Genomic DNA, 24833 nt, shown 5'->3' with positions numbered 1-24833 from the left:
CGAAAGTCAGCACCGCTCGATAATCATCGCGATCCCCTGGCCGCCACCGATGCAGGCCGCTGCGCATCCGTAACGTTCGCTCCGGTGTTGCAAGGTGCGCGCCAGCGTGCCCGCCAGACGAACGCCTGTCGCCCCCAATGGATGTCCCAGCGCCAGGGCGCCGCCGAAGATGTTTACCCGCTCCGGGTCGATGTCCAGGGAACGGATGGCGTAAAGCGGCACGGCACTGAACGCCTCATTGATTTCCCAGGCGCCGATATCACCGGCGCTCAGGCCGGCTGCCTTGAGTACACGCTCCGCCGCCACCGCCGCGCCGGCGCCCATGCATTCGGGCGTTACGCCGCAGTCGGCAATCGCCACGATTCTGGCCATAGGCGACAGACCGTACCGGCTCAGCGCGGACTCGGACATAAGCAGTGCCGCACCGGCTCCAGAGGTCAGCGGCGAACTGTTGCCGGCCGTCACCTGGCCATCCTCGGAGAATGCGGGTTTGAGTTCGGCGAGGCGCTCGGCGCTGGTGTCCGGTCGGATGTTGGCGTCCTGGCCGACGAGGGCACCGGCCGGATTCCCGAGTGCCAGACGTTCCCCTTCAAACCAGCCGTCCTGCTCGGCCCGGGCCGCCCGTTGATGGGAACGGACCGCGAAGGCGTCCATCTCCTCACGGCTCAGCCTGGTCTCCCGCGCCAGCCGCTCGGCGGTCAGGCCCATATTCATGGCGACCGTCAGATCGAGCTCTTTTTGCTGTTGCAGGGACTCCGGGAGGGTCAACACCCCCTCCTGGAACAGGCTCGGGCCCATCGGGACGCGGGACATATTCTCGTAACCACCGGCCAGGCCGGTTTCGATCGCCCCGGCCTGGATCTCCCGTGCAGTGGAACGCAGCGCGGCAAGGCCAGACCCACATTGCTGGTCAATCTGACGGGACGGACACTGGATGCCCACTCCGGACAACCACTGGGGGTAGCGGCCGCCAAAACTCCATTGATCCTTGACCGGCAATGCGCAGCCCACACTCAAATCCTCGACCTCGGTCGCCGGCACCCCCGAGCGATCCAGTAGTGCATCAATTACCTGGCCCAGCAGGACGTCGCCGCGCTGACCGGACCAGGCATCGACCTCGGGTTTGCGGGGATGGGCACGGGTGAAGGCCGAGCGGGCGAAGTCGGCGATATACGCGTCGTTCATAGCACACTCCTTGCAGATTCGGTATCGGTGGACCAGCGGCTGAGGAACAGGGCATAGGTGGTCAGCACCTGTCGAACTGACTCGATATCGACACACTCATCCACGCCGTGGATGCGCTGGGCAACGGGGCCATAACAGGTGCCGTTGATGCCACCGGAGACATGAAAGGCCCGCAGGTCGGTAGTACAGGTCGAGAGGTAATGGGCCGGAGGCTCCCCCACGAGATCCTCGTGGCACCGTGACAGCAGCCGGATGCCGGGGGTCTCGAGATCCACCAGATGGCCCTCGGAGCGAAAACCATGGAACTCCACGCGTGGCTCCGGAGAGCCATCACCCAGGGCTTGGTGGTGGTCGGCGATCACCTGACGCACCCGGGTCATGATTTCATCGGGCGAGATACCCGGCGGGAAGCCAACCCGGCCTTCCAGAATGGCGTGAGCGGGCACGCTGGAAGCCCAGTTGCCGCCCTCGATTTTGCCAATGCTCAGGTTGAACGGATGGGCTTTGGCCTCGTAGGGCGCGGGACGCGGCAGGCTGTTGATTTCCTCTTCCAGTGCCTTGAACGCTGGCAGGTAGGTCTGAAGCGTCTCGATGGCATTGCGACCGGCCCTGGTGTCCAGCACATGAGCCGGCACCCCATCAATGCGCATGCGGAACCAGAGCACACCCACCTGGCCACTGTAGATCTGGGCACCGAAGGGCTCGGGAATCAGCACAAAATCGCCAGTGTAGCCCTGATGAAGGCAAGCCAATGCGCCATTGCCGGTACACTCTTCCTCGATGACCGTCTGCAACGTCAACGGGAAGTCGATCTCCACGCCGGCCCGGCGCACGGCCTCAACCGCCATCACCATGGCGGCAATACCCGCCTTCATATCGCCGGCACCACGACCATACAGCCAGCCGTCCTTTTCCCAGGGCTCCCAGGGTGACCGGGTCCACATATCGGTCGGCTCAGCCGGCACCACATCCAGGTGGCCATTAAAGATCAGGTGCGGTTTATTGGAGGAGGGATTAAGACGGGAAACGACGTTATAGCGACCTTCACTGGACCACTCGGTGGGGGCGCGATGGGGATGCTCCGCGAAACCGGGAGCATCCAGCGCCACGCGCTCCACCGGCAAATCCAGGCGCTGAAACCAGCTCTCCATGGTTGCCAGCGCGCTCTGCTCGTGACCGAGGACGCTATACCCCCTTACCAGTTCACGGGTAAGCTCCAGGGTGTCGCCCATGAGCTCATCACAACAATCCAGAATGCGTTGTTCGATGGCGGTCAGCATCAGAACCTCCCGAGCCGGCTTTCATCAATGATCAGCTCGGCCTCCGTGGCAGCGCGCAAACTTTCCACATCCATGCCCTCGGCGAGATCAATCACTTCCAGCCCTTTCTCCGTCACTTCCATGACCGCCTTCTCGGTCACGATGAGCGAGACACACCCGGGGGCTGTGAGCGGCAATCTGCATTGTTTGAGAATCTTCGGGTTACCGTGCTTGTCATTGTGTGAACACAGCACCACCAGCTTCTCGACCTTCTGGGCCAGTTCCATCGCGCCGCCGATACCGGGCGAGAATTTGCCCGGGATTTTCCAGTTGGCGAGGTTGCCTTGCTGATCCACCTCGAAAGCGCCCATGAAGGTCACGTCCACGCGGCTGCGCCGGATCATGGCAAAGGACAGGGCACTGTCGAACACACTGGCACCCGGGCGGGTACCGATGTAGGCTCCGCCGGAGTCGATCAGCTCGTAGTCCGGGGCCACACCCTGGCCCAGAGGCTGACAGCCGAGCACGCCGTTCTCGGAGTGCACCAGCACCTCCAGATCCTCGGGCATGTAATGAAACAGCCGCGTCGGCAGGCCGATACCGAGGTTCACAATCTGGCCGGGCAGGATTTCCCTGGCGGCGCGGGCAAGCATTCTTTCCTGATCAGACGGCATGGGCACGTATCCCCTGTTCACTGGTGGCAGGATCGACCCGGACCACATGGTTCACGAAGGCACAGGGCGTATGAATGGCTTCGGGCTTCAGGCCTCCCGGTGACTCCACCCGGAAGGCCTGGGCAATTACCTTGTCCGCGGCCATGGCCATCAGTGGGTTGAAGTTGATCGCCGTGCCCCGGTAAGCGAGGTTGCCGTAGGTATCGGCGACATCGGCATGAATCAGCGCAACGTCCGCAGTGATGGCGGGCTCGATTGCACACCTGCGGCCGTTAAGCTCCAGTTCCCGCCGTTGCTGGGCGATCTCGGTCTCAAGCCCGATGTCGGTCAGGAAACCGAGGTGGCCGGCACCGGCACAGCGGATCTTCTCCGCCAGCAGGCCCTGGGGATACATTTCCACCACCAGCCGACCCTGGTTCATCTCTTCAATCGCCACACGGTTCAGGCCGATGTGCGACGTGATCAGGCGATCCACACGACCCGCGCGGATCAGCCGCCCGATCCCGATATCCGGCTCGTTGGCGTCGTTTTTGATCAGGGTTAATCCTTTCTGGCCCTGGGCCAGCAGTTCGTCCAGCAAGGCGAACGGGGTGCCCGGTGAGCCAAAGCCGCCGACCATGATGGAGGCACCATCAGGAATCATCGCGATGGCATCTTCAACGGACGTGTATTTCTGGTTCAGCAGTGTCATGCAAGATCAGCCTATGGTGCTTTGGGCATTGGGTTCGGCGATTGTGGCGGACAGGGGCGCCACCACTTCGCTTTCAAGACGTTGCAGGGCCCGGTTCAGGCGCTCCAGCAATATCGTGATCTCCTGTTCGGAGATGTTGAGCGGAGGGCTGATCAGAAAATGGTCACCGGCCAGCCCGTCCAGGGTCCGGCGGGGGTAGATCAGGAGTCCCTCTTCCTTGGCCAGGGCGGTCACACTGGCAAACAGGTTGGCCTCCGAAGGAAACGGCGACCGGGTCGCCGGGTCCATGACCAGCTCCACGCCCCAGAGCAGTCCGATACCTCGAACATCGCCCACAAAGTCATAACGGGTTTTCAGGGCCTCAAGGCCTTCGCGCACCTGCTGACCCCGGGCGGCAACGTTATCCAGCAGCTTCTCGTTCCGTATCGCTTCCACGGTAGCCAGACCAGTTGCGCAGGCCAACGGATTGCCGGCATAGGTATGGCCATGCTGGAACCCGCCATTGGCCATCACGGTATCGACAATGTCCTCCCGGCACAGCAGCGCGCCCACCGGGTAATAGCCGGCACCCAGTCCCTTCGCTGTGGTCAGCAGGTCCGGCGCAACGCCCCAGTGCTGGTAGGCAAACCAGGTGCCGGTGCGACCGACGCCAGACAGCACCTCGTCATAAATCAGCAGACAACCAATCTCGTCACACAGCTTGCGGATGCCTTCCAGGTAGGCCTGGTTGACCATGCGGGCACCGGTACTGGCACCACCGACCGGCTCCAGAACCACCGCGATGATGCTTTCGCCACCGGCAGCGTCGATCCGCTCACGGGTTTCCTGCAGCACTTTGCGGATATGGGTATCGTCATCCGTCTCGGTGCGGCGATAGAAATCGGGACCAGGCACCTTGATGGAACCCTGGGTAATGTCAGCGAAGGGTGCCTCCAGGGGCTGATATCCGGTCACGCCGAGGGCGCCAAGGGTACTGCCGTGATAGGACGGACGCAGAGAGACAAAGTGGCGCCGATGGGATTCGCCACGAGCCACAAAATATTGGCGCGCGAGCTTGATCGCGGATTCGACCGACTCCGAACCACTGGACACAAAAAAGACCTTTTCCAGGTCCCGGTTGGTCATGTTGACAAGCTCTTCAGCCAATGCCATGGCCGGCGCATTCTCGAACTGGGTGCGGTAGGTAAAAGCGACCTTGTCCAGCTGCGCCAGCATGGCATCACGAATACCGTCATGGTGATGACCCAGGTTGCAGGAAATGGCACCCGAGCAGCCATCAAGATATTCCTTGCCGTCCGTATCCCAGAGATAGACGCCATGTCCGTGGGAGACCTCAGGCATGGCCGGGCCGGCCTGATAGAAAAGAGGAGAAGATGACATGTTGCGATCCGGTATATTTGTACTGTTGTTGATTTGCAGTCTAGAAAGATACGTAAAAGTATTTCAAGATATGATTTTTTTACCGGATTCGATGACTTTTAATCATGGCTGACGTCAACATCCATTCCCTGAAATCGCTGGCAATCTTCAAGACACTGCTGGAAGCCGGGAGTGCCTCGCAGGCCGCACGAACCCTGGGCATTACCCAATCCGGGGTGAGCCGTTCCCTGGCCCAGCTGGAGGACAACCTGGGGATTCAGTTATTCCTGCGGGAGAAAAACCGACTGGTCGCGACGCCCGAGGCGTATGAGCTTTACGAGGAAATTCTGCGCCTGATGGGGAATATCGAGGAACTGCGGCACAGCGTTCTGGCACTGAAAGAGTTCGGCACCTCTCGCCTGCGCATTGCTGCGATTCCGGGGCTCGCATTCGGATTTGTTCCCCGCTTGATTGGCACCCTGCTGGAAGAGAATCGCGGTTTCAGCATTAGTTTCGACATGATGTCCAGCCACGATGTACTTCGGGAGGTGGAGTCCGGTCATGCAGACATCGGCTTCGTCACGCTGCCGGTGAGCTCAAGACTGCTCAGGATCGAGGAGTGGCTGACCACCCAGGCGCACTGCCTGGTACCCGCAAATCACCCGTTGGCTAACCGGGAAGAAGTCACAATCGAGGACCTGCAGAACCAGTACCTGGTTATCAGCAACCAACCCAACGTGGGCGCGGACCCCCTGCTCCACCTGGCCGCCAGCCACTCGATCTCCATTGCCGGCAAAACCGAGTCGAACATCGGTGCCATTGCCGCAATGGTGGCCAACGGAGTCGGAATCAGTGTGATGAATCCCATCACGGCGACGGATCAGCTCGTGGGCCGCAAGGATGTGGTCATGCGGCCCTTCTCTCCCCGGATCTCGTTCAGTTTCGGAATGGTCTACCGGGAAGACTGGAAGAACGTGCAGGCGCTCGAGTCCATTCGCCGGACAGGTAATGAGCTTCTGAAAACCTACCCGGACTGAAGGCGGCGGTCGAAAACTGACTAGTGCCCGATCGGTCCCTCCTTGAACAGGAACTCGCGCAGGTACTTGTCCATGGTCGGATCCTTCCGGCGGATCCATTCCAGCACCATGGCCGCGTGTTCCTTCTCTTCATCCCGGTTGTGCTCGAGAATTGCTTTCAGCTCGGAATCCTTACAGGAAGATGCACGCTGGTTGTACCAGTCAACGGCTTCAAACTCCTCCATCAGCGAGCTGATTGCCCGATGCATGTCCCGGGTATCGTCAGAAAGCTCTTCAACAGGTTCGTGGTAGCTTTCGTTGGCCATGGTGTGATCCTTTTCTAGGCGGAAATGGGTGGTTTCGCTTGGAAAGCCCTCTCTGACAATAGTCCAGAATAGGACACGGGAAAAGTTCAGGAGGGCACAGGAGGCGGAGGGTTCAGCAGTTGATCGGCGTACTGAATAATCCAGAGGCTTTCCGGAAGGTCAGTTCCGGCAGCACGGTTGGTTCACCATCCAACAGGATGGCGGGTAGCTGGATCCGGTAAACGTCGAGGGCCGGAGGCAGTGGCGTCTCGATCGTGAAATGCCTTGGCAACACTGAAGTATCGGACACGATCCAACGGAATTTTTTCTCGCCGCTACCAGCCAGCTCGGGGCCAACGGTCACCATCGCGGTCTGGGCCGTATTCCAGGTCCGCACCGGGCCGAGGTGCCGGGATTCACCGTTGATTGACACTTGATCAGACTGAAGAGTGACAACATGGCCGTCAGGGATGTCGATTCCGATTAACAGCGCCGGCCGGGCTGTCTCCCGCTCAATGGATACCTGAACGGTGATTTCGCCATACTCGATCACAACCCGGTCCTCGGGGCCCGCACCACAGGGGCCTCCTCTGGTCTCGTACCCGGGATCGACCGGCTCGTAATAGTGCACTGGCGCCATCACACAGCCCGCCAGCAAGCCCACCGTTGCCATTGAAATTACCCGGATAATCATTCCCATCCGTACGCTCCGCCAGTCAGTCGCTCTGTGTCCTGACTATGGCATCGGTTTTCAGATCCGGATACTTTTTCTGCAGCCGGTAGAGGCGGACGATGGTGATGATATTGGTCACCAGAACCATGGCTTCGGCCAGGGTGCCGCCCACTGAGCCGATCACGATGTTGTTAAGCATCCAGGCCAAAGCCGCCAGGCCCAGAACGATTCTGAGCGCGATGCCCCGGAGCATGAACATGCCCACGGTGCCGAGTACCGCCGCCATGAGCGGAAAGACGTCGGTCAGAGATTTCCAGGTAACCCAGGCCACCACCAGATTCACCGCCAGCATCACCGCCATGATCTGCCAGTTGCCCTGATACTTGCGGGCGAGCGTGATGCGGACAATCACCAGCACCGTAAGTGCCGACGCCGTCCAGCTCTCGAAGAAGGCGAACATCAGCGCGAACGCGACGTTGGCGGAGATCAGCAGCACCATCAGCCGGTCGTCGTTCTTGTTGGCGAAGCCGGCAATGCAGAACGCCAGGGCGATCAGGCCACAAAGCTGTCCGAGCCCTTCCGCGAGAGACATATCCGCGATCAGATCAGTCATGGTTCTCCGGTAATCCACAAGGCGTCATAGCGGTAATTCCCTCTCCCTGAAAAGGGCTCCAGCCTGCCACAATTGCCCTATTTGAGCCAAGATCGCCCCTGTGCCAAAGTAATCCGATTCGTTCAGCGAGGAATTTTTGCCGCCATGAAAACCGTGTTCTCACCCCTGCACAGCCGTCGCCATGTCAAAACCGAACTGGACGGCGGCCTGCTGATCGAGCCTCACGAGAAGCCTTCCCGGGCCGAAACTATCCTGGCGCGGGTGAAGGACCAGGCGCTCGGGGAGATCCTGGAGCCGGAAGAGTTCGGGCTTGAGCCGGTCAAGCGGGTGCATACGGCCGATTATGTGAGTTTCCTGGAAACCTGCTGGGACGAGTGGGTGGCGGCCGGCAAGCGCGGCGAGGCCATCCCCACCTTTTGGGTTGGCCGGGGCATGCGCGCCCGGCTGCCAAAGGACATCGACGGTCGCCTCGGCTATTACAGTCTCGGCGCCGATACCTCAATTTCCGACGGCACCTGGGAAGCGGCCCGGGCATCCGCCAATGTCGCTCTCACCGCCCAGAAGCTGGTGGCCGGGGGTGAACGCGCCGCCTTCGCCCTGTGCCGGCCACCGGGTCATCACGCCCATGCCGACGTGTTCGGAGGCTACTGCTTCTTCAATAATGCCGCCATTGTCGCCCAGGCCTTCCGGGACCAGGGCTACGGCAAGGTGGCGGTGCTCGATGTGGACTTCCATCATGGCAACGGCACCCAGGCGATTTTCTATGATCGCAGCGACGTGCTTACCATCAGTCTCCACGGCGACCCGGACCTGGTGTTTCCGCACTTCCTGGGATTCGAGGATGAAACCGGCGAGGGTGATGGCGAAGGCTACAACCTGAACATTGTCTTCCCACCTGACACTCCCTTCAACATCTGGAGCCAGGGTCTGGAGAAGGCCTGCGAGCGCATCCAGGCGTTCGCACCGGATGCCCTGGTGGTGGCGCTGGGGGTGGATACCTTCGAAGAAGACCCGATTTCCTTCTTCAAGCTGACGTCAGGCGATTATCTCAAACTGGGCAAACGCCTGGAGCAGCTGGGGCTACCCACGGTATTCACCATGGAAGGCGGTTACGACGTGGACGCCATCGGCGTGAATGCGGTCAATGTCATGCAGGGCTTTGAAGGGAAGGAATGAGCAAACCGGGCAATGGCTTTGGCGGAAATGGCCATTGCCCGTAGGTTGCTAATCAGCGAGGATCGGGCTTTGATGCCCGAACCCTGGATGAGTCCCTATGGAACGCTACCTTCAGCCCACCGCCTTCTTCGATTACGACAAGCCCGAACTCAAGGCCTGGATCGCCAGGCAGCTTGAGGGTGTTTCCGACGACCCGGTAGAGCAGATCACGGTGCTGTATCTGGCGGTCAGGGACAGCATCAACTACAACCCCTACGTATTCCGTACTGACCCCACCACTTTATCCGCCAGTTACGCCCTGGCCAGCAGAGAGACCTACTGCATTCCCAAGGCCGTCCTGCTCGGCGCCGCCGCCCGCGCCGTCGGCATTCCCAGCCGGCTGGGCCTGGCGGATGTGCGTAACCACCTCTCCAGCCCCAAACTGATCGAATGGCTGCGCTCGGACATTTTCCGGATGCACGGCTTTATCGAGCTCTATCTGAATGGCCAGTGGGTAAAGGCGACCCCGGCGTTCAACAAGCAGCTGTGTGAGCTGATGAAGGTGGAGCCGCTGGAGTTTGATGGTGTGAATGACTCGGTGTTCCAGGAATTCACCGAGGATGGCCAGGCGCACATGGAGTACATCAACGATCACGGGGTGTTTGACGATGTGCCGCACCAGTTCATCGTCGATGGGGTGCGGGCGGCTTATGGGCATCTGTTTCCGGAGGATGGGGAGAGTTTGGGGGTAGACGGAAGCCTGGAGAAGGATATTTCCGGTCGGTGAGTTGAGATGAAAGAGGAGTCAGAAGAAGGCTTTCTTCTGACCCCGGGTTAAGGTCCAAGTCGGGGTCTGATGAACTCGTTCATCTGACCCCCTTTTCACCCCAGCCTCAGTCCTCCACAGAATTCCGGATCAGGAAGTCAAAGGCACTCAGCGCCGCCTTGGACCCCTCACCCATGGAAATCACAATCTGCTTGTAGGGCACGGTGGTGGCATCGCCCGCCGCGAAGACGCCCGGGATGGAGGTCTCGTTGCGGTCGTTGACGATGACCTCACCGTGCTGGCTCAGTTCGATATCACCCTTCAGCCACTCGGTGTTCGGGACCAGGCCGATCTGGACGAACACACCTTCCAACGCCACATGGTGGGACTCACCGGTGTTGCGATCGGTGTAGGTCAGGCCGTTTACCTTGCCGTTCTCACCGGTAATCTCGGTGGTCTGGCCGGAGGTGATGATCTCCACGTTCTTCAGGCTGCGCAGTTTCTTCTGCAGCACGTCATCCGCGCGCATCTCGGCACCAAACTCGATCAGGGTCACGTGGCCGACGATACCGGCCAGGTCGATGGCCGCTTCCACGCCGGAGTTACCACCGCCGATGACTGCCACACGCTTGCCCTTGAACAGCGGGCCGTCACAGTGCGGGCAGTAGGCCACGCCCTTGTTGCGGTACTCTTCCTCACCCGGCACGCCCAGCTGGCGCCAGCGGGCACCGGTGGACAGCACCACGGTACGGGATTTGAGGGTGGCGCCATTGGCCAGACGCACCTCGTGCAGACCACCGGTCCTGGCGGCCGGGATCAGTTTCTCGGCGCGCTGCATGTTCATGATATCCACGTCGTATTCCTTGACGTGCTGCTCCATGGCCGACACCAGTTTCGGGCCTTCGGTGTAAGGCACGGAAATCAGGTTCTCGATGCCCATGGTATCAGCCACCTGGCCACCGAATCGTTCGGCCGCAATGGCAGTGGAGATACCCTTACGAGCAGCGTAGATCGCGGCAGCAGAGCCGGCCGGGCCACCACCGATCACCAGCACCTCGAACGGATCCTTCTGGTTAAGCTTCTCGGCTTCCTTCTCGGCGGAGCTGGTGTCCAGCCGCGCCACGATCTCTTCCAGGGTCATACGGCCCTGGCCCCAGGACTCGCCGTTCATGAACACGCTGGGCACAGCCATCACTTCACGCTGTTCCACCTCGTCCTGGAACAGCGCGCCGTCGATGGAGGTGTGCTTGATGTTCGGATTCAAGACGGCCATCAGGTTCAGGGCCTGGACCACGTCCGGGCAGTTCTGGCAGGACAGGGAGAAGTAGGTCTCAAACTCGAAACTCCCTTCCAGATCCTTGATCTGCTCGATCAGCTCCCGGGATTCCTTGGACGGATGACCTCCCACCTGCAGCAGGGCCAGCACCAGTGAGGTGAACTCATGACCCATGGGGATGCCGGCAAACCGGACACCAATGTCGGTACCCACACGATTGATTGCAAAGGACGGGCGACGCACGTCCGGATCTTCCTCGGTACGCAGGCTGATCTTCGAGGACATCGGCTCGATGTCTTCCAGCAACTCTTTCAGCTCCTGGGATTTCTTGCTGTCATCGTAGGCCGCCACCAGCTCGATCGGCTGCTGCAGTTTTTCCATGTACGCCTGGAGCTGTTGCTTGATATTGGCATCCAACATGTAGGTTTTCCCCTTGATATGTCGTAAAGCTAAGTGTCTGAATTCAAAATGAATCAAAAATTGAAGTTGAGGGTAAGATAAGGATTCGGGAGCTAAGCCTCAAATTAATTGCCCCAAATTGTTTGATAGGGCAGCCCTATAAAGCAGAATTCAGCAATAGCCAGCCACTCCATGGCAGACTGTCAGACGTTGATGAAAGAACGGTGAATGTCGCTGCCGTATCGCCGGATGATGTCCATCTTGGCAGCGTGGAATGCGGCCACGCTTTCCGGCTCCTTCGACCATGCCAACTTGTGACGTGCCAGTTCATCGGAAATCACGTCCATAAACAGCTCCGCCAGCAGCAGACGTGCCGAATCCCGGAAGCGCCCGCGGCCGTCCAAGTAGAGCTGCACGGTTGGTGCCTCGGTATTGATCAGAATCTTGCGTTCCTTCGGGCTGTATACCGCCCGCTCCAGTTCGTTGTGAAGGGCGCGAAAATCATAGCCGATAAACATCGCCTCCCCGTGGTCACGGGATGCGGTCCTGTGCCCATGCCGGGTGTGATGGTTTTTGGGGCGGTGGTGCCGATGGTGGGCGCCATGATCCGCGATCACCACCTCACACCAGGCCCAGTAGTGCTGGCTGCGAACGGTAATCTCCCCCCGGTCTCCGACGGAATCACTGTTGATGGTCCACTCAATGCGATGCTTATCAGTAAGCTGGGACACCGGCAATTCCCTGGGCCTGCTATCCAGCTGAACCGAACCCGGAAAGTGGTAGCTGATGTGCAACACATCATCCGGGGCAAAGCTGGCCGGATTCACCAGCAGAGCGACATGAAACGGGTGCCCGGCCTGTCGGTAATAGAACGGCGTGGTGAAGCGCAGGGCAGGCTCTTCTGGCTCCTGCTCCGATTCCGTTGCAGCGTTGTCCGCGGGTGGCAAGGAAACCTTCAGATCCTGGATCGCAGCCCGGTTCATGCGCTCCAGCAAATGTTCGATCATATGATCGGTCCTGCCAGAAGCGGTCGCATGCTCCAGGTGACGCAGATGCTCCCGCTCCTCCTGCACCGCCGGGCGGAGATGCTTGCTGACGGCCCGACCGAACGCCGCCACAAAGGGATCCTTGAGATTCAGGCCGTCCCGCTCGTCGCTGATGATGGCCAGGCCCTGACCCAGCTTTTCAGCGAGGGCGGGACAATTCACCTCGCCAAACAGGTATTCGGTCCCTACCTGGTTCTCAAACTCGAACAGCTGGCAATCCAGCACCGCGTTTCCGGACAGCACCAGTAGTCCGTTGGTGCGCTCATCACCGTGCAGGGTCAGCTCGGCGTTGAGTGACCGCTTCAGGGTCAGGGTGAAGGGGTACGTCACCTGCTCATAGACGAACCTGAACGGCTGTTGTGGTCCCAGCAGCACCCTGGATTCCGGCTCCAGATAATGGACCGGCGCCACCCGCTCCACTTCCTTGCCGGACTGCCGGTGTACCAGCTCCACCCGCCGACGTCCGAGGATCTCCCGCAGGTAAATGTTGTGGGACAGCGAGTTCAGTACCGAGCGGTACTGGGAGATGTGAACCAGGGGATTGTCGATTACGATAGCCACCCGGGTGCCATTGGCATCAGTGCCGAGTCGCTCGTAATCGGTATCCTTTGCCTCACGATCACCTTCACCGTCGTCGTAGAGATAGCCACCATCCTCACCACGGAACAGGTCGATACGGGTATAGCGGCCCTTGTGGAGTGTTTCCAGCCAGCCATAACCAAGGCCATAGATTGCCTGCTTCAGGCCACGACCAAAGAAGCCACGGCCAGTTGCCTCACCATTCGCAAGAGGGCTGTGGGCCCCGCCATAGGTCAGGCTGGCAAGGGCCTGTTGCCAGGTCATACCCTCGGCCTGGTCGGCAACGACCAGCATGGCGCCGTTCAGGTGCCGCTCGTACTGGATGGTGATACCGCCGGTTACCGCAATACCGTCACGCTCCAGCCGCGAGTAACTGTCATCGCTGTTGGTGACCAGCTCCACCAGTGCCTTTTCCACTGAGGCGAACCGTCGGGAATCAATATCGATTACCCGCTGGTCTACCGGAATTGCTGTGATGCCCATGGCCTGTACCCCCCGGAATTTCCCTGCTTCCAGTCCAAAGTAGGACAAATAGCGCATTTTGCTATTGATGCGCCTCAACTATGATAAAAAGACAGACAGGTAATCTCCCATTGTCAGCCCCGCGACCCGTAAAAGGCGAACCATGTTTCTAGAACGTTTTCACTCCGTCCGGGACGGACGCATCACCATTTCCGCGCTTCAGGCCAGCAAGTTCGCCAAGGAAGTGGCCGGAGACTTCAACCCGATACATGATCCCGACGCACGGCGATTCTGCGTACCAGGGGATCTGCTGTTCGCCGTGGTCCTGTCTCACTTCGGGCTTTCCCGGAACATGACATTCCGGTTCCGCGCCCTGGTTGGTGATGGTGTTGAGCTTCTGTTCCGGGAGAACGGGGACGACAGCATCGAAGTCTGTGACGACAATGGCAAGGTTTATCTGGAAGTCACCCGCAGTGGCGAAATCTCCCGGGACGAGCAGTTTATCGAGGACTTTACCCGGTGTTACGTGGCTGCCTCGGGCAAAAACTTCCCTCACACGCTGAAACCGCTGATGGAATCCAACGGTGTGATGTTCAACCCGGACCGTCCCATGGTGATGTATGAAAGCATGAGCCTGGCCCTCGACACGGTAGATGCGTCCTTTCCCGAACTGGAGCTGAGCAACGCCGACCTGGAAGCCGCCGGCAAACGGGGGAATGTGACCCTGGAATACCTGCTGAAAGCCGATGGCAAACCCGTGGGTGAGGTGACCAAGCGCCTGGTCCTGAGTGGACTGCGTCCCTACTGCCCGGAAGCCATGGCGGAGGTGATCGAGGAATTCTACCGGCTCAAGGCCCGCGGCGCCGATTACGGCAGCGAGATCGCCGGCTCCTGATACCGGTCAGACACAAAAAACCCCGGCCTGCGCCGGGGTTCTTCGGGAACTGGAGGCCCGCAATGCAGACCTCTTTCCATTCAGTTTCACCGTAACGGGAAACTTAGATCTTGCCGACCAGGTCCAGGGACGGAGCCAGGGTCTCTTCGCCTTCTTTCCATTTGGCCGGGCAAACTTCGCCCGGGTTCTTGCGAACGTACTGGGCAGCCTTGATCTTGCGCAGCAGGTCGTCGGCGTCACGGCCGATGCCTTCGGCAGTGATCTCAACGGCCTGGATGATGCCGTCCGGATCGATTACAAAAGTAGCACGGTCAGCCAGGCCCTGGCCTTCACGCATAACACCGAAGTTGTTGGTGATGGTGCCGGTCTGGTCGCCAACCATGTAGTACTGGATCTTGCCGATGGTCTCGGAAGTATCGTGCCACGCCTTGTGGGTGAAGTGAGTGTCGGTGGACACGGAGAACACTTCTACGCCCAGCTTCTGCAGCTCTTCGTACTTGTCTGCTACGTCGCCCAGCTCGGTCGGGCACACGAAAGTGAAGTCGGCCGGGTAGAAGAAAAAGACAGCCCACTTACCTTTTACGTCTGCCTCGCTGATCTCAACAAACTCACCGTTCTTGAAAGCGGTGGCGTTGAACGGCTTGATCTCGCTGTTAATGATGCCCATTTAATATAACTCCTGTTTGGTGCATTTGAGGGTTGAAGAATTTACGGGAGGCAAAGATACGGATTTTTCCGGCTTCGTTAAAATTGATAATTTCCAATGGAGAAATAGGTTCAGCCTATCCTTACGAAGCCAGGACCAACAACCCGCAGCCATTTCCATCCCGGGAAGTAACTGCGGTTGTTGATATGGGGGCTTATCCCGCAAGTTCAATCTTGTGGAAATCCAGAATATTTTCCTTGGGTGACGATTTGATGGCAGCCACCTCGCTCCGTTTCTTCGCCAGGATGTAGGCAAAGCAGGCGAAGTACAGGGCAATTACCAGCGCACCAACCCACTGGATGCGCAGGAAATCCAGCTGGAACAGCATGGTCAGGCCGACCATCGCCACCAGGTTGAAGATCACGTAGTTCACCCGGCCGAGGCGCTGTGCCGTCAGGTTCAGGTTGTCGGTGTACAGGCGGATCAGAGAATCCAGGGAATTCACCACCATCAACACACCGACAGAGATCATGGCGATGTTGGTGAAGGCAGCTATCTGCAGGCCCTCGGCGTGATAGTAGTAGAGCACGCTGAACCACACCCCGATGGCGATGGACGGAACCACCAGCATGGCGATGAGCAACTGCCAGGTGCGGATACCACTGACAAAACGGGCGGTGAACTGGCCGATCATGATGCTCCAGGCGAACCACCAGAACAGGTAGAAGGCGTGGTAGTCGTTAATCGGCAGCACAAACTGGTGAATGTTGCCGAAGTACTCGCCCAGCATGCTGGCAGTACCGAAGAAATCTGCCGGCGAGCCCTTGCCCAGCACGAACGCCCGGAACCACATGCCGACAATCAGGGCAATGAACAGCACACTGGAGCCGATGCTGAGAATGCGGATGTACTTGACCTTGGAACTGGAGTACACCGCCAGCGCGATCGACAGGAACACGATTGCGTAGAACGCGGGCACCACGGATTCGCCGTCACCCAATTGGGGCAGATACCAGGGCAGGTTTACCAGCAGCAGGTAGGCAGTGAACGCGCAAGTGCCGATGATTACGACGTTGTTAACCAGCTTCACCACGGGGATCTCGAAGAATCTCACCCGCGGTTCGATGATGGCGAAGTAGAAACAGGTCAGGAAGTAAAAACCCCAGATCAGAAATGCCCAAAACCCGAACTCGATGGCCAGCGGGTTGGCGAAGCCGTATTCCGGGTTTTCTCCAACGTTGCCGTAGCCGCCAAACTCGGTCAGAGGGAACATGATCAGCCCCACGTCCAGACCGGAGGTGAACAGGATGGCAATAAACGTAAAGGTGCGGACCGGTGTCACGCCGATGCACTGCATGTCCCACCATTTGTACAGGATCAGGGCAATGGCGGCGAAGGTGAATATCAGTCCTGTGGATAACCAGAGTGTCATGCGCTGCACCTCCGGTTGTTTGTCATCATTATAGTGAACAGCATGGGTGTTCCTCCTCTACTTTGTAAGCGCTGCTTCTTTCGAATCGGACACAAACCCAGGACTTGCCTATCTGGCGCCCGAAAACGGCAGAACACCGTCGCGCTGATAGGGAAATCCTGAGGGCTTGCAAAACCCCGGGCGCCTTGCACGCCCGGGCGGGATGACGACGCGCTAAACCAGCGCGCGCTTTGCCTGTCCCGGTCTCTGGCGTGCCTGCCACTGGTCATCCATCACCACAGGCGCATCAGAAGATTGCAGGGGGTCCTTGCCCCGGATAAGATCGGCCGCCCGCTCGGCCACCATGATGGTGGGCGCGTTCAGGTTGCCGTTGGGTATGGTCGGGAAGATGGACGAATCCACCACCCGCAGGTTCTTGAGGCCGCGAACCCGGGTTTCCGGGTCCACCACCGCCAGCTCGTCGGTGCCCATCTTGCAGGAGCAGGACGGGTGATAGGCGCTCTCCACCGCCTGACGAACAAAGGCGTCGATCTGCTCGTCGCTCTGGACCTCTGCGCCGGGCTGGATTTCTGCGCCCCGGTACTCGTCCATGGCCGGCTGGTTGATGATCTCGCGGGTCAGCCGCACGCAATCCCGGAAGCCTTCTCGATCGGCTTCGTGCTCCAGATAGTTGAAGCGGATGCGCGGCGCCTGCTTGGGATCCGCGGACTGCACGTGCACAAAGCCACGGCTCTTCGGCTTGTTATGGCCGATGTGCAGCTGGAAGCCATCACCATCGAAGGCTTCTTTGCCGTCATAGCGCATGGCCGCCGGCAGGAAGTGGTATTGCAGATCCGGCCACTCGACGCCGGCCCTGGAGCGGATAAAGCCACAGGACTCGAAATGGTTGGTGGCACCAAGACCATCCTTGCGCAGGATCCAGCGCACCCCGATCTTGAGCTTGTTCCACCAGTCCAGCTTGCGGTTCAAGGACACCGGCTGGTTGCAGCGGAACTGGAAGTAGAATTCCAGATGATCCTGCAGGTTCTCGCCCACGCCGGGCAGCTCGTGCTGCACCTCGATACCGGCCTGCTCCAGCACCTCGCGTTTGCCGATGCCGGACAGCTGCAACAGGTGCGGAGAACCGATGGAACCGGCGGAGAGAATCACTTCGCGGCTGGCCTGCACCTCATGCACCTTGCCGCCCTGCTCGTAACGCACGCCGGTGGCGGTCCTGCCTTCCAGCAATACCTTGTGTACCAGGGCGTGGGTGACCACGGTCAGGTTATCCCGCTCCATGGCCGGGCGCAGGTAGGCGTTGGCGGTGGACCAGCGACGGCCGTTCTTGACCGTCATGTGCATGGCACCGAAGCCTTCCTGCTGGGCGCCGTTGTAGTCGGCGGTCTCGAGATAACCGGCATCGGAACCCGCCTTGATAAAGGCCTTGTACAGCGGGTTCTGCATGTTGTTGCCGTTATTCACGCCCAGCGGCCCGAAATCGCCCCGGTAGTCATTGCCACCGAAAGCCCAGGTTTCCGCCTTCCTGAAATAGGGCAGGACATTGGCGTACTGCCAGCCGGCAGCGCCTTCGGATTCCCACTCGTCGAAATCCCTGGCGTGGCCACGGACATAGACCATGCCGTTGATGGACGAGGAACCACCCAGCACCTTGCCCCGGGGGCAGTGCATGCGACGGTTGTCCAGGTAAGGCTCCGGCTCGGTCTCGAACTGCCAGGCGTACTTTTTGGTGTTCATGGGAATGGACAGGGCCGTGGGCATCTGGATGAAGATGCTCTTGTCACTGCCACCGGTCTCCAGCAGCAGGACCTTGTTCTGGCCATCCTCGGTGAGACGGTTGGCCAGCACACAACCGGCCGAGCCCGCGCCCACGATGATGTAGTCGTATTGATTTTCTTTCATACGCGTTCTCCTCTGTGGCCTGCGGGATCAGAACGGGGCGTCGAGATCTTCCATCCCCACATACACCGATTTGATCTGGGTGTAGTGAGCGATGGTCTCGCGCCCGTTTTCCCGGCCGATGCCGGAGAGTTTGTAGCCGCCAACCGGCATTTCCGCCGGCGAGGCGCCGTAACTGTTGATCCAGCAGATGCCCGCCTGGATCTGGTGAATGACCCGGTGGGCCCGGCGGATGTCGTTGGTGAAGACGCCAGCGGCCAGGCCGGTGTCGGTGTTGTTGGCGCGGGCAATCACCTCGTCCTCGTCGGAGAAGGTCAGTACCGACATCACCGGTCCGAAGATCTCTTCCTTCACGATGGTCATGTCATCGGTGCAGTCGGTGAAGATGGTGGGCTCAACGAAATAGCCACCTTTGGAATCATCCGGCTCGAAGGCCCGGCCTCCGTGGCTCAGGGTGGCGCCTTCAGAAAGCCCCTTGGCGATGTAATCCAGCACCAGGTCCTGATGCTTTTTGGAGATCAAGGCGCCGAAGTTGGTGTCCGGATTCATCGGGTCACCCGGCTTGATGTTCTTGCGGGTCCGCTCCAGCAGGCGCTCCATGAACTGCGGGTAGATATCCTCGTGCACGAACACCCGGGTACCGTTGGTGCAGATCTCGCCCTGGGTGTAGAAGTTGCCCACCATGGCGGCGGAGATGGCGTTCTCCAGGTCGGCGTCGTCAAAGACAATCAGTGGGGACTTGCCGCCGAGCTCCATAGTGACGTCCTTCAGAGTGGACGATGCCGCTGACATTACCTTTTTGCCGGTGGCAACTTCGCCGGTGAACGACACCTTGGCGATGTCCGGGTGGTGGGTCAGCCACTGGCCGACTTCCGCCGCACCCTGGACCACGTTGAACACGCCAGCCGGCACACCGGCCTCCACAAAGATTTCCGCCAACTTCACGGCCCCCATCGGGGTTTCCTCGGAGGGTTTGAAGATCATGGCGTTGCCGCAGGCCAGCGCCGGAGCCGACTTCCAGCACGCGATCTGGATCGGGTAGTTCCAGGCACCGATGCCGGCGCAGATACCCAGCGGCTCGCGGCGGGTGTAGTAGAAATCGCCACCCAGATCCTGCTGGTTGCCCTCGATGGAGGGCGCCAGGCCGGCGAAGAATTCGATGGCGTCCGCGCCGGTGACCACATCCACGGCCTCCGCTTCCTGCCAGGGCTTGCCGGTATCCCGAACTTCCGCGGCCGCCAGCTCGTCGTTGCGCTCACGCAGTAAGGCCACCGCCTTCAACAGGATGCGGCTGCGCTCGATGGCCGGCATGGCGGACCACTGGGCAAAGCCGGCCCGGGCACTTTCCATGGCCGCCTGCTGGACGGCCTCATCCGCCACTTCCACCTCGTAGATGACCTGGCCGGTGGCCGGGTTGACCACCGGGAAGGTCTCGCCGCTAGTGTTGGCCAGGAAACGGCCGTGCACAAAGTTCTGAACCACAGGTACGTTGTTGGACATAGTGACCGGTAACCTCAATTCGCTGAATTCGTTGCCCCGGCCTTGGCCAGGGTGTCGTGAATAAACTGTTTGGTGAGCCGCTCGCCCGCCTCGAAGCTTTCCATCGGGTCCAGGCTCAGGGCACTTCGCAGCCAGAAACCGTCAATCATCGCAGCGGTCTGGCGCGCGGCCTCCGTGGCCTGCCCCGCCGGCAACACCTGGGCGAAGGAATAGCGCAGGTTGCTGTACAGCCGGGCGTTGTTGATCTGCTGCAGTCGCTTGAGCCCCGGCTCATGCATGGAGCGGGACCAGAAGCTCAGCCAGGTCTTGGCGGCCAGGGCCGAGCGCTGGAATTCGGAAAAGTTGGCTTCCACGATGCAATCAAGCCGCTGCTCCGGGGAGCCATCGGTTTTCGCCATGCGCTCACGCAGTTCCTTGCCCAGCTGCTCGAGCAGGTAACGCAACGCCGCCTCGATCAGGCCCTGCTTGCCCCCGAAGTAATGACTGATGATCCCCGAGGACATTCCCGCCCGCTTGCTGATGCTGACTATGGTGGTGTTCTGCATGCCCAGCTCGGCGATGGACTCCATGGTGGCGTCAATGAGCTGCTGCTTGCGGGTATCTTTCATTCCAACTTTTGGCATGGCGATTCCGCGAATTCCCGATGATTTCCGTGTCGAAAACAGGCTCTGATCTCTACCTGTTTTTTATTAATTGAACGTTCAATTAAAATAAAGGCTACAGAAACGTGACAGGGATTTCAAACCTGCTCAAAAAAGAGCGGCCGTTATTGGCCGCTCCATTGTTTCTCGATCAGGGTTCTTTCCGCATCAGGGCCAATGGCCGGCCCTTCCATGAGTCGATCCAGCGTCTCATCCAGGACACGACCTCCGGTCGCGGTCTGATAGGCCTCCGGAGAGGCGCTAACCTCCACATCGACTTTCGCCACCTGTTGCCAGTCGCCGGCACCGGTGCGGCAGGCAATCTGTTCGGAGGCATGGTCAGCCTTCTGTACCAGGTACTGCCGGCACCAGTCTCCGTCCTGGTTCCGGAAGGTCAGCCTCGGCGTCACGGTGGTATCGTCAATGGCATGGGGCTCACCGCTCGGACGCGCCTCCAGGGCCTGTGCCACCTCCGCCCAGCCGGCTTCTTCGCCGGACTCCGGCAAGGCCAGCCACTGGGCGAGCGCAAACCCGGCAATCACCGCAGCGGCGACGGCTTTGCCGGTATGCTCCCTTACCCTACGCCACCAGGGGAAGGCAATGACATTGTCCGGCTCGCCTCCGGCACCCTCTGATGACTTTTCAGCCAGCAGCCGGGTAACCGATTCGGGCATAGGCCGGTCATCGATCGCGCCATAACGGGCCTGCAGTTCGGCATCGACCGACGCCAGTTCCGCCAGACGATCCGCCAGTGCCGGATCCGCGGCCAGCTGGTCACGCACCGCCTGCATCTCTGCCTCGGGCAGTTCATGGTCCAGGAAAGCAGACAGGGTCTCGTCGGTTATGTTCATGGTCGGGTCCTCATGGTTACAGATGCCAGCGCCTCGCTCAGTGCCGCCCTCGCCCGGGCCAGCCGGCTCATGACCGTACCCTTGCGTACCGACAGAATCTCCGCAACGGCCTGGTAGGAGAAGCCCTGGATGGCCACCAGGGATATGATCTGGCGCTGATCCTCCGGCAAATTTGCCATGGCCGCATCCACCCGGCTCCACTCGATCTCCCGGGCCGTCTGCTGCTCGCCGTCCACAACCTGGCCATCGGACAGCTCCGGCCGTTCCGCTGCCTCCCGGCGAACCTTCCGGGCCCGGCACTCGTCTATCCAGACATTGCGACAGACCCGGAACGCCCACTTGGTAAGATCAGCGTCCCCGGGCATTTCCCGGGCCAGTAACCGTTCCACCGTGTTCTGGAGCAGGTCGTCGGCATCGGGCATGGAGCCGGTAAGCGAGTAGGCAAAGCGTCTGAGCCTGGGCAAAAGTTCGGTAATTTCCTGATGCATAGCGCTCTTTGCTGATACGTGTTACCAGTACAACGAGCCAGAAACCGTTTTATTCCACCAAAGCACGGAATTTTTTTCTGACCCGGTCGTTATATCGAATGAAACACTCCCGAATGCGGACAGACACGATGAAGCACTCCCGAAAGATCCATTGGCTCTCCGCCCTTGCCCTGGCCTCCCTTGCTACCCCGGTTGTGGCGCTGGGTACCGGCGTGCTGGACGGTGCCGCCGGCCCTGTCACCCGGCAGGTGGAGCAAAGCGCAGAACGGCTCGTGGAGCGGAGGATGGCCCGTCACATCGAGGACCGGGTGGAAACCGCAACCAAAACCCTCCGGAACCCGCTTGAAAACCTGCCGTCGAAGCTGCCTGTCCTGACGGAACAAGGCGAGGTAGCATTCAACGATGTTGTCGTCGAAGATGGCTGGCGCGCGGTGGAACGCGAGTGGCTGTTCACCGGCACGGACGAGGAAATCGCCCGACTCGATCAAACCGGCATTACGCTGCTCAAGCGTCAAGAATTGGGGGGACTGGGCGTAAACCTTGTCCGCTTCCGGGTGTCACCGGAACTGGACTCCCGGGAGGCCCTGCGCTCAATTCTGCCGGAGCTTACGGACCGGCTGGACCGGAACCATATCTACAGCCCCCAGACTGACGAACCACCGCCGAAGCCGCAGTCGCGGGCACCCCAGTGGCAGAGCCTGTGCTCTTCCCCGGTTCGGGTCGGTATGGTGGATACCTCGATTGCCACGGACCATCCGGCATTCCGGCAAGCCCGGCTGGTGCAGTCCCGTTTCCTCAAGGTCGACGGCGCGAAAGGCCAGCTTGCCGAGCCCCGTGCCCACGGGACCGCCGTCGCGAGCCTGATGGTGGGCGACTTCAGCGGTGATTCGCCAGCCCGCCTGCCCGGCGCCACCCTGTACAACGCGTCAGTGTTCTTTGACCGGAACCGGAATCTGTCCGGTGCCACTCTGGGACATCTTCTGCAGGGCCTGAACTGGCTGTCGGAGCAGGCTATTTCCGTCGTGAATATCAGCCTGACAGGGCCGGATAACCGGGTGCTGGCGACGGTGACCGGCAACCTGCTGGATCGCGGCATTGTGATGGTGGCCGCGGTGGGCAATCAGGGACCGGCGGCACCTCCACTGTATCCGGCGGCCTATCCGGGAGTCGTCGGTGTTACCGCAGTGGATGACTCGAACGAGCTTTATCGGTGGGCCAATCGTGGCGAGCAGGTGATGTTTGCGGCCCGGGGCGTATCGGTCCCGGTCGCTGCACCGGATGGCGGATTGACGTCAGACAGCGGCACCTCCCTGGCGGCACCGGTGGTCGCGGCGGCCCTCGCCTGCCGGCTTCTCGCGACTTCCCCGGAGCAGGCCATAGAGGCTCTGATCGGAACAGCCCGGGACCTTGGCGAGCCTGGCCGTGACCGGAGTTTCGGCCACGGCCTGCTGGATTACTGATTCTTACGGGTCAGAATCCGGCCCGCAGGGTGACTCCAGCCACGGTCTTGTCATAGTCGGCCGAATCCACGTTCGAGGTGTAGTTTCCGTACGAAATGCTGGGCTCAATACTGACCACCTCGGTCAGACCGATGCGCCAGCCTGCTTCCAGGATTCGCCCCTGATCCGCGCGCTGGCTGGAACTGCGCTCGGTAAGGTCACCTGTGAGCGGATCCGTCAGCAACGGATCGTTGCTGGTGATGGTCACCGCCTCGTATTCCCGATCCTCGAACCGCCAGCCCAGTCGCAACCGGTTGTCCTCGCCTGCCAGCGTGAACTTGTGCACCAGGCTGATGCGGACCCGCACCAGGCGGTTGTCATAGGCATCGGCCTCAGCGTCCTCACGGTCGCCGTCCACCCCGAACAGCAAGTGGCTTCGGGCCTCGTTGAAGAAAAAGAACGTATCCAGGCTGGCGCCCTTGATGTCCGAATCCCGGGCATCGCTGTCCTCGAAGTCCTTGCCCTTATCCTGCAGACTCGCCAGCAGGTAGACATCGTCACCTACCAGACGCCCGAGATAGACACTGGCTCGCTGATAATCCAGGAAAGGATCGGAACCCAGCGTCGCATGGGAAAAATGGTAGCTGGCTCCGACGGTAACCGGATCGAAGTCGTAACTGATATCGGCGGAAGCCAGATGAATGTCCTGGTCAAACCGGTCAAAGGTCTGGTACCGGCGGCCGGACACGGAATAACCGAGCGTGATATTCAGTCGTTCTGCCGGCTTGAGGATGCCCTCCAGACCAGCATCGAACACCCAGGCCTCGTCACTCTCGCCGGAAGACGCATTCAGTTCGTCCACGGTCAGGTTGCTGTCGTGCTCGTAGCCCCCTTCCAGATGCCCGTTCAGTTCAGCCTTTTCCGCGGCCTCGGCCACCAGTAATGGAGACATCAGTCCCACGGCAAGGGACAGTGCGGAGATTCGGTCTATCAAACGCATATCGGCTCCTCTCTGTCAGAAAAAAGCCGGGCCTGAAAATGGCCCGGCCGCGGCTGAGTGAATGCTTACAGAGCGCCGCCGGTGGCGGAGCCCTGCACCGTACCCTTCACGGTGTTGCGAACTTCACTCTTCACGCTATCTGACACTGACGTGCCGATTTGCTGATTGGTTTCAGCCCGGATTTCGGCATTTCGGGCCTCATTCATTCGCTCCTGCGCCTGCTGGCGCTGCTCATCCGCACTGGAGGCAGCGGCTTCGGCCGCTGCGTTTGCAGTACCCCGGACCTTCTGGCCGGTTTCGACGCCCGCGCGTACAGCCTGATTGGCGTTCTGGCGAGCCTCACTGCTGGCCGCCTGACCTTGTTCAGATGCCTCATCGCGAACCGACCGGCCATTGACGCTACCTTCAGCCGAAGCGGATCCGCCGCCTTGGGCCGAAACACCATTCTGGGCACTGGCCTCAGCACTCATGTTGGTCTCGGCCTGCATACTGGCATTGGCGGAACCGGAGCCTTCGGCCGCCAGGGCACCAGTGGAAAGGATGGAACAGATTGCGAGGGTCAGTACGTGCTTTTTCATGGTTACGTC

Annotated in this window: 24 protein-coding genes; 5 read left to right on the top strand and 19 right to left on the bottom strand. The window is 60.2% G+C overall.

Translation table 11 applies throughout. The features are described from left to right. Positions 1-6 precede the first annotated feature (6 nt). The 5 genes from ACQUTG_RS17625 to ACQUTG_RS17605 are packed head-to-tail and all read right to left on the bottom strand — an operon-like array spanning position 7 to position 5189. Positions 7-1185: an acetyl-CoA C-acyltransferase gene (locus ACQUTG_RS17625; RefSeq protein WP_428920634.1), complete on the bottom strand. Its 1179-nt coding sequence runs from the start codon at positions 1183-1185 to the stop codon at positions 7-9. Beyond that, a complete protein-coding gene (locus tag ACQUTG_RS17620) occupies positions 1182-2465 on the bottom strand; it encodes an ArgE/DapE family deacylase (RefSeq protein WP_428920633.1) in 1284 nt (427 codons plus the stop codon). Before ACQUTG_RS17620 ends, ACQUTG_RS17625 begins: the two co-directional genes overlap by 4 nt. After that, positions 2465-3118, bottom strand: a complete 654-nt coding sequence (locus ACQUTG_RS17615; RefSeq protein ID WP_428920632.1) for a 3-oxoacid CoA-transferase subunit B — start codon at positions 3116-3118, stop codon at positions 2465-2467. Before ACQUTG_RS17615 ends, ACQUTG_RS17620 begins: the two co-directional genes overlap by 1 nt. Further along, positions 3108-3809, bottom strand: coding sequence for a CoA transferase subunit A (locus ACQUTG_RS17610; protein WP_428920631.1), 702 nt, complete (start codon positions 3807-3809; stop codon positions 3108-3110). Before ACQUTG_RS17610 ends, ACQUTG_RS17615 begins: the two co-directional genes overlap by 11 nt. 6 nt (positions 3810-3815) lie before the next feature. Continuing rightward, entirely contained in the window at positions 3816-5189 is a 1374-nt protein-coding gene (locus ACQUTG_RS17605; protein WP_428920630.1) for an aspartate aminotransferase family protein, read from the bottom strand. 104 nt (positions 5190-5293) lie between these two features. On the opposite strand from ACQUTG_RS17605, the gene ACQUTG_RS17600 reads away from it, so the two are divergent. After that, positions 5294-6205, top strand: a complete 912-nt coding sequence (locus ACQUTG_RS17600; RefSeq protein ID WP_428920629.1) for a LysR family transcriptional regulator — start codon at positions 5294-5296, stop codon at positions 6203-6205. A 20-nt stretch (positions 6206-6225) separates the two neighbouring features. Here ACQUTG_RS17600 and ACQUTG_RS17595 read toward each other — a convergent pair whose 3' ends face one another. The 3 genes from ACQUTG_RS17595 to ACQUTG_RS17585 all read right to left on the bottom strand — a co-directional run bounded on the left by ACQUTG_RS17595 (position 6226) and on the right by ACQUTG_RS17585 (position 7775). Further along, positions 6226-6510, bottom strand: a complete 285-nt coding sequence (locus ACQUTG_RS17595; protein WP_428920628.1) for an encapsulin-associated ferritin-like protein — start codon at positions 6508-6510, stop codon at positions 6226-6228. A gap of 112 nt (positions 6511-6622) precedes the next feature. Continuing rightward, positions 6623-7189: a hypothetical protein gene (locus tag ACQUTG_RS17590; protein ID WP_428920627.1), complete on the bottom strand. Its 567-nt coding sequence runs from the start codon at positions 7187-7189 to the stop codon at positions 6623-6625. Positions 7190-7205: 16 nt separating this feature from the next. Further along, a complete protein-coding gene (locus tag ACQUTG_RS17585) occupies positions 7206-7775 on the bottom strand; it encodes a YgjV family protein (protein ID WP_428920626.1) in 570 nt (189 codons plus the stop codon). A 144-nt stretch (positions 7776-7919) separates the two neighbouring features. Here ACQUTG_RS17585 and ACQUTG_RS17580 point away from each other — a divergent pair, with 144 nt between their 5' ends. Together ACQUTG_RS17580 and ACQUTG_RS17575 are read left to right on the top strand one after the other, a co-directional pair. After that, positions 7920-8951 carry a histone deacetylase family protein gene (locus ACQUTG_RS17580; RefSeq protein WP_428920625.1) on the top strand — a complete coding sequence of 344 codons (1032 nt, stop codon included), beginning with the start codon at positions 7920-7922 and terminating at the stop codon, positions 8949-8951. A 97-nt stretch (positions 8952-9048) separates the two neighbouring features. Next, positions 9049-9717 (top strand): transglutaminase-like domain-containing protein, encoded by a 669-nt coding sequence (locus tag ACQUTG_RS17575; protein ID WP_428920624.1) that lies wholly within the window; start codon positions 9049-9051, stop codon positions 9715-9717. Between the two features lie 106 nt (positions 9718-9823). On the opposite strand, the gene ahpF is transcribed toward ACQUTG_RS17575, so the two are convergent. Both ahpF and ACQUTG_RS17565 read right to left on the bottom strand, forming a co-directional pair. Then, positions 9824-11392, bottom strand: a complete 1569-nt coding sequence (gene ahpF, locus ACQUTG_RS17570; protein ID WP_428920623.1) for an alkyl hydroperoxide reductase subunit F — start codon at positions 11390-11392, stop codon at positions 9824-9826. Positions 11393-11574: 182 nt separating this feature from the next. Further along, the gene (locus ACQUTG_RS17565) at positions 11575-13479 is read right to left on the bottom strand and encodes an ATP-binding protein (RefSeq protein ID WP_428920622.1); all 1905 of its coding nucleotides are present in this window, start codon (positions 13477-13479) and stop codon (positions 11575-11577) included. A gap of 142 nt (positions 13480-13621) precedes the next feature. On the opposite strand from ACQUTG_RS17565, the gene ACQUTG_RS17560 reads away from it, so the two are divergent. Then, on the top strand, positions 13622-14353 hold the full coding sequence (locus ACQUTG_RS17560; RefSeq protein ID WP_428920621.1) for a DUF3581 domain-containing protein: 732 nt from the start codon (positions 13622-13624) through the stop codon (positions 14351-14353). 103 nt (positions 14354-14456) lie between these two features. Here the strand turns inward: ACQUTG_RS17560 and ahpC are convergent, their stop codons facing one another. The 7 genes from ahpC to ACQUTG_RS17525 form a co-directional block, all read right to left on the bottom strand. After that, a complete protein-coding gene (gene ahpC, locus ACQUTG_RS17555) occupies positions 14457-15020 on the bottom strand; it encodes an alkyl hydroperoxide reductase subunit C (protein ID WP_217647726.1) in 564 nt (187 codons plus the stop codon). Between the two features lie 193 nt (positions 15021-15213). Next, entirely contained in the window at positions 15214-16431 is a 1218-nt protein-coding gene (locus ACQUTG_RS17550) for a BCCT family transporter (protein ID WP_428920620.1), read from the bottom strand. 213 nt (positions 16432-16644) lie between these two features. Beyond that, positions 16645-18330: a choline dehydrogenase gene (gene betA, locus ACQUTG_RS17545; protein ID WP_428920619.1), complete on the bottom strand. Its 1686-nt coding sequence runs from the start codon at positions 18328-18330 to the stop codon at positions 16645-16647. 27 nt (positions 18331-18357) lie between these two features. Continuing rightward, positions 18358-19827 (bottom strand): betaine-aldehyde dehydrogenase, encoded by a 1470-nt coding sequence (gene betB, locus ACQUTG_RS17540; RefSeq protein ID WP_428920618.1) that lies wholly within the window; start codon positions 19825-19827, stop codon positions 18358-18360. Positions 19828-19841: 14 nt separating this feature from the next. Continuing rightward, positions 19842-20450 (bottom strand): transcriptional regulator BetI, encoded by a 609-nt coding sequence (betI, locus tag ACQUTG_RS17535; RefSeq protein WP_113861699.1) that lies wholly within the window; start codon positions 20448-20450, stop codon positions 19842-19844. A gap of 143 nt (positions 20451-20593) precedes the next feature. Next, entirely contained in the window at positions 20594-21319 is a 726-nt protein-coding gene (locus tag ACQUTG_RS17530) for an anti-sigma factor family protein (protein WP_428920617.1), read from the bottom strand. After that, positions 21316-21807, bottom strand: coding sequence for an RNA polymerase sigma factor (locus ACQUTG_RS17525; protein WP_428920616.1), 492 nt, complete (start codon positions 21805-21807; stop codon positions 21316-21318). The genes ACQUTG_RS17530 and ACQUTG_RS17525 overlap by 4 nt, the downstream gene beginning before the upstream one ends. A 128-nt stretch (positions 21808-21935) precedes the next feature. Here ACQUTG_RS17525 and ACQUTG_RS17520 point away from each other — a divergent pair, with 128 nt between their 5' ends. Further along, the gene (locus ACQUTG_RS17520) at positions 21936-23267 is read left to right on the top strand and encodes a S8 family serine peptidase (protein ID WP_428920615.1); all 1332 of its coding nucleotides are present in this window, start codon (positions 21936-21938) and stop codon (positions 23265-23267) included. Between the two features lie 10 nt (positions 23268-23277). Here ACQUTG_RS17520 and ACQUTG_RS17515 read toward each other — a convergent pair whose 3' ends face one another. Further along, positions 23278-24246: a hypothetical protein gene (locus tag ACQUTG_RS17515; protein WP_428920614.1), complete on the bottom strand. Its 969-nt coding sequence runs from the start codon at positions 24244-24246 to the stop codon at positions 23278-23280. A gap of 65 nt (positions 24247-24311) precedes the next feature. After that, positions 24312-24824 (bottom strand): hypothetical protein, encoded by a 513-nt coding sequence (locus ACQUTG_RS17510; RefSeq protein WP_428920613.1) that lies wholly within the window; start codon positions 24822-24824, stop codon positions 24312-24314. Positions 24825-24833 lie beyond the last annotated feature (9 nt).

The organism is Marinobacter sp. DUT-1 (genome assembly GCF_050379415.1).
In the GTDB taxonomy this organism is placed as follows: domain Bacteria; phylum Pseudomonadota; class Gammaproteobacteria; order Pseudomonadales; family Oleiphilaceae; genus Marinobacter.
The sequence above is the reverse complement of the archived record's forward strand: the minus strand, read 5'-3'. Positions and strand labels throughout refer to the sequence as shown.